The sequence below is a fragment of the Myxococcus sp. MISCRS1 genome, assembly GCF_026626605.1.
In the GTDB taxonomy this organism is placed as follows: domain Bacteria; phylum Myxococcota; class Myxococcia; order Myxococcales; family Myxococcaceae; genus Myxococcus; species Myxococcus fulvus.
In genome coordinates this window covers 3,730,980-3,746,741 of the sequence record NZ_JAPNKB010000001.1, presented here as the reverse complement: position 1 = coordinate 3,746,741, position 15,762 = coordinate 3,730,980, and the positions used below count along the sequence as shown (strand labels likewise).

The window sequence follows — 15,762 nt, the reverse complement described above, 5'->3', positions numbered from 1 at the left end:
GGAGCCAGGCCTTCCTGGCGCCGTGACGTGACACGTCTGCCTGCTGTTGAGACTGCGCTGGGCTTCCTGTCGCCGTGTCGTGACACGTCTGCCTGCTGTTGAGACTGCGCTGGGTTTCCTGGCGCCGTGACGTGACACGTCTGCCCATAGCTTGGTCCAGTCGGCCTGCCGGCGATTCCCGCAATGCAATGCATTCACCCCGCAGCCCGGCGCCCTGCCGGACTGAACGGGAAGCCTCTGTCCATTGCCCCTCCCGGGGCCTTCACAGGAGACGTCGATGTTCATGCGCTGGGCCGTCGTGTTGCTGTTGGTGTTACCCGGAGTGGGGTGGGCGGAGGAGATTGCCTATGAAGACGACCTGGCGAAGGTCGAGGACGACATCGTCCTCCTTGAGCCAGAGGTGGACGAGCAGCTCGAGCCCTCCATGGACGAGGGTGACGCCCTGGTCGAGGAGGAGCCGGCCTCGTCCGGCTCGGGCACTCGCTGGGCGAACCGGCTGAGCCTGGAGACCACGACGTGGGCGCTTCTGCCGCGGAGAGGGGCGGGGACGGATGAAGGTTTCCTGCAGGTGCATCCACGGCTGGAGGTCGTCAAGCCAGGCCTGCTCCAACTCGAGCTGGGCGCTCCGATGCGATTGCGCATGTGGGGTGGAGAGGCGGGCGCCAGTCTGGTGCGCAAGGAGGACTGGGACGAGCTCTCCGACTGGGGCCAGGTGGTGCAGAACCTGATGGTGGGAGGCGACGCGCCGAACTTCGTGTGGGTGGGAGCCCTGGAGTCGTACACGCTGCTGTCCGGGCACCTGGTGCGCCGCTACAACAACCGGGGCAACCCCAACTACAACCCAGCCGGCGCGGTGGTGACGGGGATGCTGAGGCCCCTCTACGTCGAGGCCTTCGCCTCGGACGTGCTGGGCGCGCGGCTGATGGGGGCGGAAGTCGTGCTGGACGTGCAGCACATCCTCATGGGCCGCCAGCCGTACCCCATGAAATACATGCTGGCGCTGTCCGCGGTGCATGACTGGGGCAAGGCGGGAGGGACGTCGGAGCCGATGACGCTGGCCCACCTCGACGGGACGGCCATCCTCGTCAGCCGCCGCAACGGGCAAGGCGGCTTCGAGCTGCAGGCGAACGCGGGATGGGGCGGGCGTCCCGGAGAGGGCGGCGCGTGGGGCGCAGTGGCGGGGCTGGGGGCGGAGTACATGTCCTCGACGGTGGACATGCGCGCGCGCCTGGAGGGCCGCCTTCAGCGTGGAGGCTTCCGTCAGGGTGCCTTCGGCCCGGACTACGAGCTGGCGCGCTTCCAGGTGGCGGGCCCGGACGGCTTGCCGCAGGCGGACGCGCCGTTTCCGGATGGGTACTCAGCCCACGGCGAGGTGATTCTCAACTGGGACGCGGAGAGCCTGGGCGTGCTGGGACAGCGCCACTTCCGCCTGTCAATGGGTGCCGAGATGTTCAACTGGGGCCGGGTGGACGTGGACGGCCGGCTGGAGACGCAGCTCTTCCACCGCAACCTCTCGGTGGGGGTGGGCGGCCTGGCGGTTGGCGCGGGCCAGCCGGGAGCGCGCTACCTCGCCTCGGGTGACGCGCGGTGGCGCTTCCTGGGCGGCAAGCTGTACGCGGTGGGGCAGGGGGGCACGCTGCTCTTCCCGACGGCGGAGGGGACGCTGCGGCCAGGCGCCTTCGCCTCCGTGGGGCTGGGGGTGGACAATGCGCGCTGAGCGACTGCCGCGCGGCGGGCTTGGCCTCGCGCTGGTGGTGGCCCTCCTGGCCTCCGGGTGCGCCTCGTTGCCGGCGAGGCCGGGCCAGGCGGGCCGTGGGGCGGCCCTGGCCTTCAGTCCCTTCTCTGTGCCCTCCCAGGCGGCGAGGAGTGCGGCGACGGGTGTGTACCAGGGGGAGGCGTCGGGCTCCGCGGATGGGCCGTCCAAGCCGTCACCGATGGGTTTTCGACGTGGAGTCATCGGCAGGGTCGTCCACGAGGAGGGAACGCGCGGTTCGAGCGGAGAGGGAGGGGCCTTCGTTTGCGGCGGCAAGGCCCTGCCCTCGGGCTGGCCCCGCCTGGACTCCAGCCGAGAGGTGCTGGCGCCCTTCCTGGCGTGTGCCTCGCCCGCGGAGTTCGTGGCCATGCAGCGCGGGGTGGACATGGCCGCGCTGGTGCAGTCCCTCACGGCCTGGGACGCTGTCCGCCTGGGCGCCCTGGGGCCTCTGGACGAAGACGCCTCGGCCGTCCTCGGCCGCCAGCGCGCGGCCTTCCTCGTCACGTCCGTGGAGAAGTACGGCGTGCCGTACTCCGAGGTGCTCGCCCTCTTCGTCCTCCACGCGGCCTTCGACGACGAGCTGCGTGAGGTGGTGCAGCGTCTGGCCCGCGACAAGCAACTGGGCGAGACGCTGGGCGCCATGGCCGTCGTCCGCGAGGAGCTGAAGCGGCGGGGCCTGGCGCTGGAGGGCTTCCCAGAGCGGGGAGAGCAGGGCCGCGACGTGCTGCGCGGGCTTGGGCGCGCGGGCCGGGACATGCTCTCCAGCACCTTGGTGAGCGGTGAGGCCCGGTACACGGAGCTCATGGCGATGCGTGGGCAGATGCCGTCGCCCTACCAGGCCGCCCTCGACGAAGTGCAGAAGGCGCTAATGGAGAGGCACTACTCGCCGGGAAGCGTCTCGGCGGGAGCCTTCGACCACCTGACCTTCGGTGTGCCAGTGGGCTTCTACCACCTGGCGGTAGGCACGGGGCACGGGGCGTACTCGCTGGCGCAGGGCAAGTACGAGCAGGCCACGCGCGAGTTGGCGCCGGCCGCGCTGATGGTGGCGGTGTACGCCGGGGGCAAGGGCGCTCGGGCCCTGGTGGAGTCGCGCGGCGGGCTGCGACGGCTCCAGATGCCGGCGCTCGACGTGGCCGGCATGAAGGCGCTGATGGCGCGCCTGGAGGAGCAGCTCGGCATCACCGCCGCGCGCGACTTGTTGCGCTACCTCCAGGCGAGCCGCGAGGGCGCGCTGGTGGCCGCCGAGTGGGGGGAGGCGGGACTGCTGGCGCTGTACGAGGCGCGCGGAAACCCCGCGAAGGCGCAGGTCGTGCTGATGGAGGCGGCGAGCCGCGAGTCCGCCCAGGCCGTGGCCAGCAGGGGCTCCGCAGGGAAGCGGCCCGTCAACCTGGACCTCTTCGAGCAGAACGCCGAGGTGTCCGCCGCGGAGGCGCAGGCGGCCAGCCGCGAGTCGTCCGGGGCTGCGGCGACGAGAGGAGGCGCGAGTCGCGAGGCCGCGGCTTCACGGGGCGCAAGCGGGAATCGGTACGTCAACCTGGACCTCTTCGCGCAGGACGCCAAGGTCGGCGCAAAGGAGTCCGCGAGGGCCAAGCTGTTCCAGGCGGAGCTGGAGTCCTCGGGGCCCCGTCTCCCGAAGGATGTGAAGCTGCTGAAGGAGATGGCGCCCAAGCTGAACGAGCCGCCGCCGGGAGTCGAGAAGGGGGCTCCGCTTTGGCAGGAGTACGTCGCCTACCGCAAGAGGCGGCTGAAGGAGATTCAGGACGGTGAGGCCGTCAAGGGCCCCCTGAAGTGGGAGGGGTACGGGGGGATGCGCGCCTACTATGCTCGGGGCATGGCCTTCGAGCGGACCATGATCGCCATCCTGGAGGCGGACGCCGCGTTGCCCCGTGCTCAGCGGCGGTGGCTCGGCGACTTCGAGCAGCCGCGCATCGAGACGCACGTGGGCGTGTCGAAGGTGGACTTCCGGTACGCCGACGTCCTCGTCATCGAGGAGCGCCCCCCACCGGGCCAGCCACCCCGGGTGGAGACGTTCAGCTTCAAGAGTCGAAACCTCAGCCTCCTGGATTGGGAGGCGCTGGAGGTGCAGGTGAATACGGATGCGAGCAACGCGATGAAATACTACGGTGGGACGCTGAAAATTCTTCGGGATGGTATGCGACAGCAGGCGACTGTGAAGCGAGTTCGCCTTGTCTATGAGGGGCAGAAGCTTTTGCCCAAGGACGGAGCGATGTGGGACGCCGCGGTGGATTCGGCGAAGAGAAACGTTAAGGGCGTGGAGGTGCTGTCTCGATGAGGGTTCCGACGCTGCGAGACTTGAGCAAGGTGGATAGCCTGCACTTCTCCTTTACTGGAGCCTACGACCCAAGGAACGGGCTGGAGAACGAAGTGGCACCACTCCTTGATGCGCTTGAACAATGCGCTGGCGGGTGGATGCCGAGCATCGTCAAAACTAGCCGCAAGCGGAAATATTCTAGGGGCGCCGTGTGGCGCGCGCTGGAGGAGCGGCGCGCGGACTATGGAACGATCATCGGGCTTTTCCGGTCGGAGGCCCCCAGTGTGTCGATGGTGCTCAATCTCGGACCGATGGACGAACAGGCCAGCTTGAGCATCAATATCAGCATTCAACCGCTCTCATTTTTTTCCGAGGCAGAGACTAGTCGCAGCTTTGTAGCTGCAGCCCGTGCTTGGGCCTCCCGGTATCCTTCGGATTATGCTTCAGCGCATAGCCTTGCCGACCGAGGACTCACCGCGTCTCCCGCCTTCGGCCGCGACGATGAGACGTGGAAGCGGGATGGGTTCGACAAGATCTATGAGTTGTGCTGGCTGAACGTCTTTGGCCCCAAGCTCGTAGAGAGCGTAGGTCGCGAGCGGATGCTCTCGACGCCTGCGCATCTCGTCGAGGAGCTTCCCAATGGCTCTATCCTCCTGGTGCTCTGGCCCACTGCCGCCGAGTTCGCGAGTGAGGATGCGCGCTTGGTGCAGGCCCGAGCCCACCTCCACCTGCGGCCGGACCTCGACTTCGACACGGTGATGCGAACGCTGCGGGAGCGCAGCGCCGCGCTCGTACCCGTCGAGCCGCGCTTCCACCCTGACGTGGCGCCATTCCTCTCGCGGCTGCCAGACGAGTTCTCCATCAGCGAGCGGCAAAGGAAGATTGCCGAACTCAACGCCTTCCGGCCGCCGGTGCCGGAGGAGTGGCTGCCGGTTGCCCTTCCATCGGACGTGGCGAATCCGGAGCGCGTCCTCGAATCCTACGGAGACTTGTCCGAAGGCCTCGTGGCTGGGCTGCACACGAAGGTGCCCTCCATCATGGACGAGACGGCCGACTCTCTCACTGACCTCGACTTCTTCTTCTGGAGGGAAGACTTCCCCGAGAAGTACGAGCGGCAACTCATCGATGGGCACACTGCGCCGGCGCTCGGAGCTTACCTGGGGGATGTGCTGGTGCGGCGGTTGGGAGGGACGTGGGTGCTGCGGCAGAAGATGGAAGAATCCCAGGTGCGCGTGGGCAAGCGCGTCTGGCTGCCCTTCCTCCGCGCCCGCCGGTACATGCAGTCCTGCCAGTCGCTGCTGGACTACTCGCTCACGCAGTTCTTCCATGAGGCGGAGCGGTACCGGCCCTGAAATCGAGGGCGGCTGGACGCGGCAGGAAATCGAGCAGCCAGGACGCGTGTCGGCAGGCGTGCCTGGCGGCTTCTTCCTTCCGCATCCACCGGGACACTCATCCCGTCCGTCGATGCATGCGTCCACGGGCATGCATCTCGGCGAGTAGCAGCGAGTCAATCCGAGGCCATGCGCGTCAATGCTCGCCGCCTGCTGCCACTTCTTCCTTCGACGGTGGAGGGAGGATGACGCGCCGGACTCGAAACGTCCATCCGAGTTCAAGACTCACCAAGCCTATCCAACCCTCTTTCCCCGTCTGGTACATGAGGCTGGCCCCTAGACGTGCCGCCAGTCGGTTCGAAAGTGACCGTTCGAAGGCGAGGGAAGCCACGGGAAGTCGGAAGTTCAGCGTCTGGTCGGCCTGGGTCGAAGTCTTGTCCCAAATGATGCTGCCCCCTGCGCCACCAAGGCCAAGGAAAAGACGCGATCTTGCGCTGAAGGGAACGCCCAATTGAGGTTCGACCCAGGCCGTTCCGCTGGCATTGTCAAGGGCCCCCGCGATGCGATAGCCCCACAACAGCCGTGTCATGATGCCCCTTGCCTCCCAGGGAAGTGTGAAGTGCCTCCATGTTCCAAGCAGTTGATGGCGGGGAAATCCGAACCCGTAGCCAATTCCCAGCATCCTGGATGGAAATACATCAGCGTCCCAGTCGTCGAGCTTGTCTGTGAGATTGAGCTGCTGAATTTCTGGAGCAGTCGTATTGGCGGGGCATTCAAACTGTCCATTTGCTGTGAGTGGGCATACGGAGTTGTCGAAGTGGGCCCGGATCCATTGGCTCCAAAGAGTGTCTCTTGCTTCGGGCGCGCGCAGCGCCTGCGCCACAGTCTTGAGGAGATCTGCAACGGCAACGGCCGTGCGAGCCCCCCTGGGTGAAAGAGAGCACACCTGCTTCTCGTCGCTAAAGGCGCACTCGCCCCACTCGCTGTCGGCAGACGGGCTTGTTTGATCGGTATGAAAGTAGAGAAGGACGCTGAGCTCTCCATTGCGACTAGGCTCTGCCTCCAACTGAGAGGTGCTGAGTCTGCCTGGATTAAGGAGAAGCCAAGCCTTCAGGCGTTCAATTCGATCACTCGTATCGCGGGTGGTGTGCTCCCGTGAGAAAGAATCCCCAACGATGTGTTGGAGCACATAAAGTCCGCGTCCTGCTTGACGTGCACCCAGCGGATTCTCGAGAAGTTCGTCATACAGCATGCGCATGAGTTTTAGGCATTCTGGATAGGCCTTGCGAAGGAGAAGTCTGGCTGCGTCGTCTTTGCGGGGGACCGCACTGTTGGGCGCCATGAAGTGATAGCACTGCTGCTCGGTGTCGAGTTGTCGCTCGACTGCCATGTCAGGTCCTCCGGAACCTCGCACCGGCTGTCCGTTGATGTAAGAGCGGATCGCGTGCCTGTCGATGAGTAGCTTCAAATCCTCCGGTGGGATGAGCGAGTAAGCTTCACCCTCGATTTCTTCGTGGCCTTGCGGCGAGAATGCCGTGGCGGGCCTCGATGTAATCAGAGCAAGACAGAGGGCGATGACACGACCGGCCGATGACCAGGGAAGAGGCTTGACCATCCATTCCACCTGACAGGCATGGGGTGTGAGCTGCGCGAGCCGAGGAATTTACCACAAGCAAGTTTGAATGCATTGCCGCTGGGCTGTGGGCACGGAGGCCGAGGCGAATCGCGGCGAGCGGGATGAAGGATAGGAAGTGGGCGCACGCCTGTTGCTGCGCGTCGCTACCCGTCGGAGACGTTCGAATTGGAAGGGCCCGGCGTATACCGGCTCAGACGCTGACGCGAAGGCCGATGCGGACGTCGCCGCTCACAACAAAGAGACAGGGCACCCCGCGTTTCGCCAGTGGGAGTGGCGCGACTGAGGGGTAATGCGGAGGCCGCTTGAGGAGGTCGGAGCCGCGCGGGGCGTGCGTAGTAAGCCCCGCGCAATCCTCTACGAGCGTCTCACAGAATGCCTTGCGCCTGACCAGCTATGGGCCCAGGTGCGTCGGGTATTTAAGTCGCGAACACGATGACGGGCTGGCGAGCAACGAACGTGAGGCAATGGTCCGTTCCCACTCGCCGTCACGAGGTGCGATGACTTCGCGCCTCGTATTAGGCATCGACTTCGCGCTCTCTACCAGCTCCCACACAATGCCTCGGGGTAGTTTGACCACTGCGGCTACCTCGTTGTTCTACATACCCGGGCTACGCTGTCAGGTGGAACCACCCTGGTGACCAAGTACCTCCTTCAACAACTCACCAGGAGCGAGCACGGGAAATTTTTGAAGGCGCGAACGGTGAATGAACCCGGGAGGGAGCACGTAGCGGGCTGGATAATACGAGCCCGTGAGTTTCTCCAGCCCTGCTCGCGCTAGTAGGGCAGTCTCCAGTCCAGCTAACCAGAGTGGAAGTGCCGCAGTTCCGCGTACTTCGCCGGGAACAGGGTAACACATTGGCCCTTTGATCCGGACAAAGCACAATCCGGCTTTCGGTAGGTAGTGATCCGCATCGAACCGAAAGCGAACGATTAGCTTCTCCGTGTCTGACATTGTTGAGTGCACGCTCACTCCGAGGCTGCTGATTTGCGAGTCATCAATCAGGATGCCCTCGGGTCCAGTAAAGGCATCTATGAGCGGCTTGAGGATGTTGTCGATGTCGCTTGCTGCGTCGGTCTCCCACCGATGCTTCTCGTGGATGAGCCACTCAATATCCAAAGTGATGGTGCTATCTAAGATCCATTTAAGGGGGCGGGTCATCGCAAGCACGACGTCACGAAGCCGTTGCTTCGCATCCTGATGCGCCTGGATCGAAGCTGGACTCTCTGGGATCGTGAACGTGTGTTCACCAAATTCTGAAGGCTCATCAATATCGCTCATGGCAGCTAGGCTCCTTGTGACGGACACCACTCATCCTTCCAGCGCCGACCAACCAACTCCGCCCCAACCCCACCACACTTGGCGCAAATGGTACTCAAATTTATAGCCCGCGGATGTGACTGCGGTGGTTCTCGTAGGGAGAGAGGCGGTCAACCTATTCTGGACGGAGGCCCGCTCCCCTTTTACCGATGACGACCATACCGCCGTCACGACGTGAGATGACGCCGCGCCTCGTACCCCAGTCCTCGCTGACCATGACGTGCATGACGCCCACGAGTTCGTTCGGTTCGTCTATGCCCGAAAGGCGGGCGGCGTCAGTGACAGCACCGCCCCAAGCGCCCATGTCCACAGCGGGCGCCAGGCAGCGCCGCGGGCAGCCTTCCTAGAGACAGTAGCCATCTCCCCATGGCGAGTCGAGGCGCTGCCGGCCGCGAGGGAGTCACCCCTGGGTGGTATGGACCAGGATGCCTGCCTCTGCCTTCGAACGCGCTGCACTCCTTCTGCCTTGGCGCCAACGTGGGGTTGCTGCGACGGCTGGGCAGATGATGGGAGGCCGCGCCAGAAGAGGAAGGAGTCCCTGGTGCGCGTTGGCAAGCGCGCCTGGTGCTCTTCCTCCGCGCCCCTCGGTACATGCAGTCCCGCCAGTCGCTGCTGGACTACTCGCTCACGCAGTTCTTCCGAAAGCGAGGGGGGCGGCATCTCTCGTGACTGGAGGGACCGTCAGCTTGCCCTCAGAGCAGGCTGGGTGAACTCTGACCTCTGAGGCTATGCAGGGTAAAGGTGGACCAGAATGCCCAACAAAAACGGCGATAGCGGGCCGCACGTTAACTATTGTAGGGAGTGAGCGTGGGGAGAGACGTGACGCAGGCGACGCCATCGAGTGTGTTCGACCCGCCGCGTAGCGGAGGAGGACGTCGCGCGTCCATGTGGGCGGACTTCCTCGTCGACTCGTCGCATGGGCATTCGTCGAGTGAGGGCGGGCTTGGGCTGCGTTTCCGTGGGTCCGTTTCCGGTCCCGAGCAGGTGCTCGTCGAGACCTTCCTCAACACGGCCACGATCCAGCTTCGCCCTTGCCGGCGCCTGACCGTGTTCGCCGAGCCTGCGATCGATACTGGCTTCCCCGACCTCGTTGGGGTGGTCTGGCGCAGCGATTTGGCTCGCGAATGGAGCGCCGAACGCGAGCGCCTTCGCGCGATGGATCTGCGGCTTCTACACCTGCTGGCGACCCAAGGCGTGATGGAATTCTCGTTCCTACATAGGCTCTTTCAGCGGGGCCTCAACGGCATGCTGACTCGGCTTGAGGAGGCCGGCGTCGTGTCGATTGGGAAGTCAAAATGCCGGGCTCGCAGCATGGAGCGCATTTTTGCTGTCGAACGCATCATTGCCATAGAGGCGAAGGTCTCTGCGACGCAGCGAGCGCTTGAGCAGGCGAGTGCGAATACGTGGTTTAGTTCCGAATCGCACGCACTGCTTCCACGTCGACGTGCCGGGGAGCGTCTCATGGGCGTAGCTTCGTCCCTCGGTGTCGGAGTGCTCGGCTTCGAGGAAGACCGAGTGACGAAGGTATGCGCGGCGTCGATTCGCGTCGTGCCTCGCTCTTACGGCTCGTGGCTCTTCAACGAATGGACTTGGCGCATTGCCCGTGAAACGGGCGCGATCTGATGGAAGAGGGAGCTGAGCATGGATATTCCGTGGATCGCTGCACAGTTTCCGCAGCTCTCTGGTCTGCAGCCGCTCGCGACAGGGGGACAGAAGGTGGTCTTTGCCGCGCAGCATGCGAGCGACGGCGACGTCGTGCTGAAGCTCCTGCTGAAGGCAACGGGTGAGGAGCGCCTCGAGCGAGAGGTGCTCGCAGGGCAGCTCATCGAGTGCGAGCGCGTGCCTCGGGTATTTGAGACCGGTGAGCTCGCGACACCGATCGGGAGCTGCATCTGGCTGCGCGAGCAACGCGTTCAAGGCACTACGCTGCGCACGCCTCTCCGCACGGGCGCGTTCGACTTTGCTGTTGTCGTTCGGCTCGGTGTGCAGTTGCTCGCGACGCTGGCGCTGGCCGAAGCCAAGCGGATTGTGCATCGTGACATCAAGCCGGAGAACATGATGGTCGACGGGAGCGGCAATTTCTGGCTGCTCGACTTTGGCCTAGCTCGACACCTCGATCTTGAGTCGTTGACGGCCACTCGGTTCGCCTTCGGTGTTGGCACGGTCGGGTACTCGCCCCCTGAGCAGATGCGAAATCGGAAGCGAGAGATCGACGGACGGGCGGACCTCTTCGCTGCTGGGGTCCTGCTCTACGAGTGCGCAACGGGTATCAATCCGTTTTTAGTTGGGGCGCGCGATCAACTCGAAGTGCTGAAGCGTGTCGAGCAGCAGCAGCTTCCTCGGCTGCAGTTGGTGGCTGATTGCGATGGCTCGTTTGCCGATCTCGTCGCCGCTCTCACGCAGAAGTACCCGAACCAGCGCCCGCGCTCCGTTGCCGATGCACTGAAGTGGATGACCGAGATCGCCTCTACCCATGCTATCGCTCCCGCTGGCGTAAGGAATGTCTGATGGACCTTCACTTTCAATTTGGCTACGGAATGATGGAGCACTGCCGCCATCTCGTTCGCTCGTGGGGCGGTGGGACCGTCATTCTGAGTCCACGAGACCTGAAGCGAGAGCAACTCGTGAAGCTCTCGGATGAGATTCGTGACCTGCCCGGTGGACAGGTCCTCGTAGACCCTCAATTCTACGTCCCACGCAGCGACCATTTCCGCCTCACCGCGCACGACTACTGGCCGGCCAGCTACGAGACCAACGGCTTCTTCGGTGGGCCAGGCATGCAGACGCTGATGAGCGCGGTGCTGCAGCTCAACCGAGACCTCGGCTGTTCGGCCGTCATTCTCCCAGGGTTAATGGCGACAACGATTGACGACGACTGGCTCGCGACCCTTCGGGCGACGGCCGAACACGCGGTGACCATGAACGCTGGCATTCCACTCTACGCGACGGTCGCGCTCGGCGCTGACGGCGTTCGGAACAGTTCTGGGATCCAGGATGTGCTCGCCGAGTTCGAATCGCTAGAGGTTGAGGGAGCGTACCTCCTCTTCGAGCACACGAATGGCGACTACATCGTTCAGGATCCCATCTGGCTCGCGAACGCGTTGGAACTGGCGGCTGGACTTCGGCTACTTGGGAAGACCGTCATCGTCGGCTACGCGAACCACGAACTGCTGTGCCTCGGTGCAGCCTCTGTCAACGCGATCGCCTCGGGCACCTGGATGAACGTGCGAGCGTTCTCGCCGGACCGTTTCCTTGCCGCGGAAGAGGACATCAAGCGGAAGGCTGTATGGTACTACGATCCGGCGAGCCTCTCCGAGTACAAGCCAGCCTTCCTTGACATGGCGCAGCAGCGAGGTGTGCTCGCGTCGATGGCTCCACCAGCGTCATTCGGCAGCACCTATGCCGCGCCGTTGTTCTCGGGCGTGCAGCCGAGCTCCGTTGGCTTCGGCGAGCAGGAGGCGTTCCGCCACTACCTACAGTGTCTGCTCCATCAGGCGCGGGGTGTTCGCGCCGCGACGTTCGACGCCACAGTGACCAACCTTCGCCGAACGCTGGATGCTGCCGAACGGCAGGCGCGGCAACTTGTACGGGCCGGCGTGTTGCCCGGGCTCCGCAGCTTCTCTGACGCCTTTGACCCGGTGCGCTCGGCGCTCAGCTCGCTCGAAGCGACGCGCGGGCCAATGCTGCGGAGGGCGTGGGGGACGCTCTGAAAAGCTCCCAGTCCGGGGCAGCGTCCCTATGCTCAACAGTTCTGCGCCGCGCGACGAAATCGAGAATACCGAGTAACGGCGAGCCGCGTTTCGCTCTCTCGGTTAACAGGTGGCCCAATTCGTCATTCTGAAAGAGGGAAATGGCGTAACCCTGGAAGGTACGACATCGAAAGCCTGGGATTGTCAGAATCGGCTGCCTGCGGTGGTTAACAAAACTGTTAACCACTCTCGGCCTCTCTCTCCCCAAAACGGGTGAAAGAGCGCTCCAGAGAGCCCAGTCGACTGCTGAGAAGAGGGGGCATCTCGCTCTGCGGGGTAGAGGGCCGAGAACGCCCTCTTCAGCACCGCGAGCCAGAATCCCTTGAGATTCAGGGGCTTAAGCACGAAGGCCCCGCGATTCTCATCGCGAGGCCCGTGTTAAACAAGAAGGCCCTGCCAGTTGGCAGGGCCTTCTATTCAGCTCCCCGAACGAAGGCCTGCGCGAACTCGTTCTCGGCACAGGCTCCAGAGACTGCGACGGAAAACACGAGAGAAATCCTGGGGTTAGGTGAAGTCCGGAAAGTTCGGGGCCCGATTGAGTGTCCGCAAACTTCCGTGCGGCTCTTTCCCCGAGTATCGCGGATTGGGGACGGCGACCAGTGTCCTTCATCAGGGTGGATGCAGGGAAGTGGCGCATAGGCCGGGGGTGGGGCATGTGGGACTTCATGCCGCGCTCCGGACGGGCTCCGCCGGCCGCTGCGTGCCTGGCCCTTGCGGTGGGCCTCCTGGCGTCCGGTGGATGGCCAAGCCAACGGGTTTGCGCTGAGGAACCCCAGCCGTTCATGAGCACTGGGGGGAACAGCGGAGTGCGTGCTTGGCACGTCTTTTCGGTTTCGCCTAACTGGGCGGCGTCCCGCCTAGTCGTGCTCCATCTTGTAGCGCGCCTCGTCCCTGCACTGGTCGCACATCAAGTCCTGGTTGCTACCAAGCACCTGCCGGCCGCCGCACCCGCCGTAGCAGTCGTGCACGCCGTTCGCTGCGCGGCAGCGGAAGCAGAACTGCGGCGGCTCCATGCGCCCCGCTCCACGGGTCGCCCTGTCGTAGGGATGAGCGTCCGCGTACGGGAAATCTTCCCCGCACTCCTGGCACATCGCCTTCTCGACGACTTGAGCCTCGCGGAAGTCAACATCTTCAAACCCGTGCTGTGCATACAGGGCACGGCAGGTGGCGAGGGTCCATCCCTTCTCAGCGCTCAGTTCCTCGGGGAGATTTCCCAGCTTCTTCAGGGCGTTCCAAATCTGCTGGTACGTCCATCCGGTGGGCTCCATGAGCGCACGCACCACAGCCTTGAACGACGACATGTCCGTCTTCTCACTCGATGCTTGCTGGCCCGCGCACAGCGCGCCTCGAGGAAGAGGGCACGCCAAGGACAAGTGAACCGTACTGAATCGCCACCGACGCGATGGCCGGCTTCTCCTCCCTGTCCCCCAGCGCGGGTGGGATGAGCAAGGGCAGGCGATGTGCCCATGCGGAGATGTTACGACTCACAACGGCTCCAGACAAGTTGAGCACTCAGCGGCGAAACCCTGGTGCTGAGGTGTCGGCTGGTGTGTGACGTTGGGTTGTCGGTCGTGGCGCCGACCCCGGCGAGAAGCTGCGGTGCACCAGCCGACGGGCGCGCAGGAGAGAGGAGGGCGTCCACAATCCTTCAGAAGGGGAGGATGCAGGGCGCATCGCACAAGTCAGATGAGTCATGTGGGACTGCATTCCACCCGCTCATGGACGGTGCCACCGGCTTCGATGGTTCTGCACCTTCGCGAGGACTGGACTCGCAGCTTGGCGCGAGCGCGGTGTCGGCATCCCTTCATTGGTTGCGCATGGCGCAGCAGACCTGCATTGACGGTGCTGGCCTCACGAGAGCGGCATGGTGGTCAATGTCATACTTCGGCCCACTCTTCCTTGAGGCGGGGCTGCGCCAGGCCGCTCCGAGGCCCTGGAGTAGCGTGGCCGCTCGTCGGGCTCCCTCACCGGAGTCCCACCTCAACTTTTTTTGGGGAGCATGTCCCGAAGTGCCCCGCAGCTCGTGCCCTAACTTGTAGGGCGCGAGATTCCGCGGTGTCAGCTCCGCCTGCCGTCCTCAACCGAATTGACGCCATGGAATGCGAATCATGAGTACGAACGATTCTCCCGTGGACCCTCAGCCGAGCTCGTCCGACTGCATCAAATCGGAGGCCCCCACCACAGCACAGGAGCTGGTCCTGGATGCCACGCCCGAAAGGCCTGCGGTGGTTGACGCCCATGGGGCTTCTCTGGCGAGCGGCGTGCCGAGCCCTCTGTGGCTCGACAACGGGGGAGCCGATTACGAGGCCGCGCTGAAAGAGGTCCTCTCTCCCCTCGTGATGGAGGTGTACCCCTTCCTGATGGGCGTGGCGGAGCTGGCCCGCAGGGCCGCACCTATCGTCGTTGAGGCCGTGCGTAGGGCAGTCGTCGTGTGGGCGCAGCCTGTTCTGGAGGAGGCGGAGCATCAATGGAAGTTCTCCATCGCCCCGGCCCTTCTCGACCTCTCGCCCGTGCTCGAGGGAGTGGCGCGTGCTGCGCGCAACATCCCTGATTGGGTGTGGAACCTCGTCGAGTTGACGCGGCACGAGAACTGGGAGGTCATCGCTCGCTGCGCCTTCGTGGAGTATTCCCTACGCGGACCGGAAGTGGCCCTGGTGCAGCAGTTCACGACGAAGACGCTGCTCCTCAACCCGAGAGATGCTCATCTTGTTGCGGTGGCCCTCATTAAGTCGAACTGGCCGAACGCTAGCGACCCCATTGCCTATCTCAGGGGCACGGTGTCCAAGCTGCGCCGGCGTGAGAGGGCGCTCGATATCACTGGGGGGCGCAAGGGAGGCTACGTCTTCCACCACAAGGACTGGAGCGAGGACCCCGTGCTCCATTTGGAGCGACAAGGTGGTGATCCGCGGAACGTCCAGCAGCTCTCTCGCTTCGAAACGTTGGATGGCGTCGCCAAGGTGAATTTGGACGGGGAGACCGGCACGCTGCTGCTTGCTCGCCTCAATGGGGCTTCCGAGACGGAGGCTGCCAGGGAGAACGGGTGGGATAGCCGTCGTCTGGAACGAGTACGGAAGAGCCTTCAGCGAAAGCTGCCCGGCGTGCGCGCTCCTCTCATGGGAGAAGAGGGCGACGACAACTAGCCCGGCGAACTCCCCGCCCAAGCATGGTGCAGACATCCATCCGCCGCTGCCGGACCATGAGTCCTGGATGCCATCTGTGGCACGGTGGAAAAGCTGCCATGCTTGGGCGGGCATACCTCGCGGGGCCCGTGCATGGCGTGTTCACAGTGCGCGCTTGCTGCCTGTGGTGGTGAGTGGGCTTGATCCGTCTCAGTGGACACCAAGGAAGAGGCAGATACGGTGTCCGCCATGAAGGAAGAGAAGAAGCCGAGACGGCCCCGGCGTAGCTACACGGAGGAGTTCAAGGCCGGGGCGGTGAGGCTGGTGCTGGAGGAGGGCAAGACGACGTCTCAGGTGGCAAGGGACCTGGACCTGACGCTGTCGGCCTTGAGGATGTGGGTGGACCAGGCGCGGGCCGATAAAGGCCAGGGCAAGCCTGGGGCGCTGACGAGTACGGAGCGGCAGGAGCTCACGAAGCTGCGCAAACAGGTGCGCGAGCTGGAGATGGAGCGGACGCTGCTAAAAAAACTACGCCGGCAAATATGGCCTGCCCCCCAGGTGTTCTCCAAGTGAGAGGAGAGGCG

General features: G+C 64.2%; 10 protein-coding genes and 1 pseudogene. 8 read left to right on the top strand and 3 right to left on the bottom strand.

Translation table 11 applies throughout. The features are described from left to right. Positions 1-277: 277 nt before the first annotated feature. From OWM54_RS14440 to OWM54_RS14430, 3 genes are read left to right on the top strand one after another with little or no spacing between them, the layout of a single operon-like run. Positions 278-1,717, top strand: a complete 1,440-nt coding sequence (locus OWM54_RS14440; RefSeq protein WP_267697874.1) for a hypothetical protein — start codon at positions 278-280, stop codon at positions 1,715-1,717. After that, positions 1,707-4,046 (top strand): hypothetical protein, encoded by a 2,340-nt coding sequence (locus tag OWM54_RS14435; protein ID WP_267697873.1) that lies wholly within the window; start codon positions 1,707-1,709, stop codon positions 4,044-4,046. Before OWM54_RS14440 ends, OWM54_RS14435 begins: the two co-directional genes overlap by 11 nt. After that, positions 4,043-5,377, top strand: a complete 1,335-nt coding sequence (locus tag OWM54_RS14430) for a hypothetical protein (RefSeq protein WP_267697872.1) — start codon at positions 4,043-4,045, stop codon at positions 5,375-5,377. Before OWM54_RS14435 ends, OWM54_RS14430 begins: the two co-directional genes overlap by 4 nt. Positions 5,378-5,552: 175 nt before the next feature. Here OWM54_RS14430 and OWM54_RS14425 read toward each other — a convergent pair whose 3' ends face one another. Continuing rightward, entirely contained in the window at positions 5,553-6,971 is a 1,419-nt protein-coding gene (locus OWM54_RS14425; RefSeq protein WP_267697871.1) for a hypothetical protein, read from the bottom strand. A 637-nt stretch (positions 6,972-7,608) separates the two neighbouring features. Continuing rightward, positions 7,609-8,271 carry a RusA family crossover junction endodeoxyribonuclease gene (locus OWM54_RS14420; protein WP_267697870.1) on the bottom strand — a complete coding sequence of 221 codons (663 nt, stop codon included), beginning with the start codon at positions 8,269-8,271 and terminating at the stop codon, positions 7,609-7,611. 924 nt (positions 8,272-9,195) lie between these two features. Between OWM54_RS14420 and OWM54_RS14415 the strand changes: the two genes are divergently transcribed. The 3 genes from OWM54_RS14415 to OWM54_RS14405 all read left to right on the top strand — a co-directional run bounded on the left by OWM54_RS14415 (position 9,196) and on the right by OWM54_RS14405 (position 12,020). Continuing rightward, positions 9,196-9,933, top strand: a complete 738-nt coding sequence (locus tag OWM54_RS14415; RefSeq protein WP_267697869.1) for a hypothetical protein — start codon at positions 9,196-9,198, stop codon at positions 9,931-9,933. 18 nt (positions 9,934-9,951) lie between these two features. Then, positions 9,952-10,818, top strand: coding sequence for a serine/threonine-protein kinase (locus OWM54_RS14410; protein ID WP_267697868.1), 867 nt, complete (start codon positions 9,952-9,954; stop codon positions 10,816-10,818). A gap of 116 nt (positions 10,819-10,934) precedes the next feature. Continuing rightward, the gene (locus OWM54_RS14405; protein WP_267697867.1) at positions 10,935-12,020 is read left to right on the top strand and encodes a hypothetical protein; all 1,086 of its coding nucleotides are present in this window, start codon (positions 10,935-10,937) and stop codon (positions 12,018-12,020) included. An 896-nt stretch (positions 12,021-12,916) separates the two neighbouring features. On the opposite strand, the gene OWM54_RS14400 is transcribed toward OWM54_RS14405, so the two are convergent. Then, on the bottom strand, positions 12,917-13,360 hold the full coding sequence (locus OWM54_RS14400; RefSeq protein WP_267697866.1) for a hypothetical protein: 444 nt from the start codon (positions 13,358-13,360) through the stop codon (positions 12,917-12,919). An 807-nt stretch (positions 13,361-14,167) separates the two neighbouring features. Here OWM54_RS14400 and OWM54_RS14395 point away from each other — a divergent pair. Next, positions 14,168-15,199: a hypothetical protein gene (locus tag OWM54_RS14395; protein ID WP_267697865.1), complete on the top strand. Its 1,032-nt coding sequence runs from the start codon at positions 14,168-14,170 to the stop codon at positions 15,197-15,199. Between the two features lie 228 nt (positions 15,200-15,427). Continuing rightward, positions 15,428-15,706, top strand: a pseudogene (locus OWM54_RS14390) (transposase); the annotation flags it as partial. Positions 15,707-15,762 lie beyond the last annotated feature (56 nt).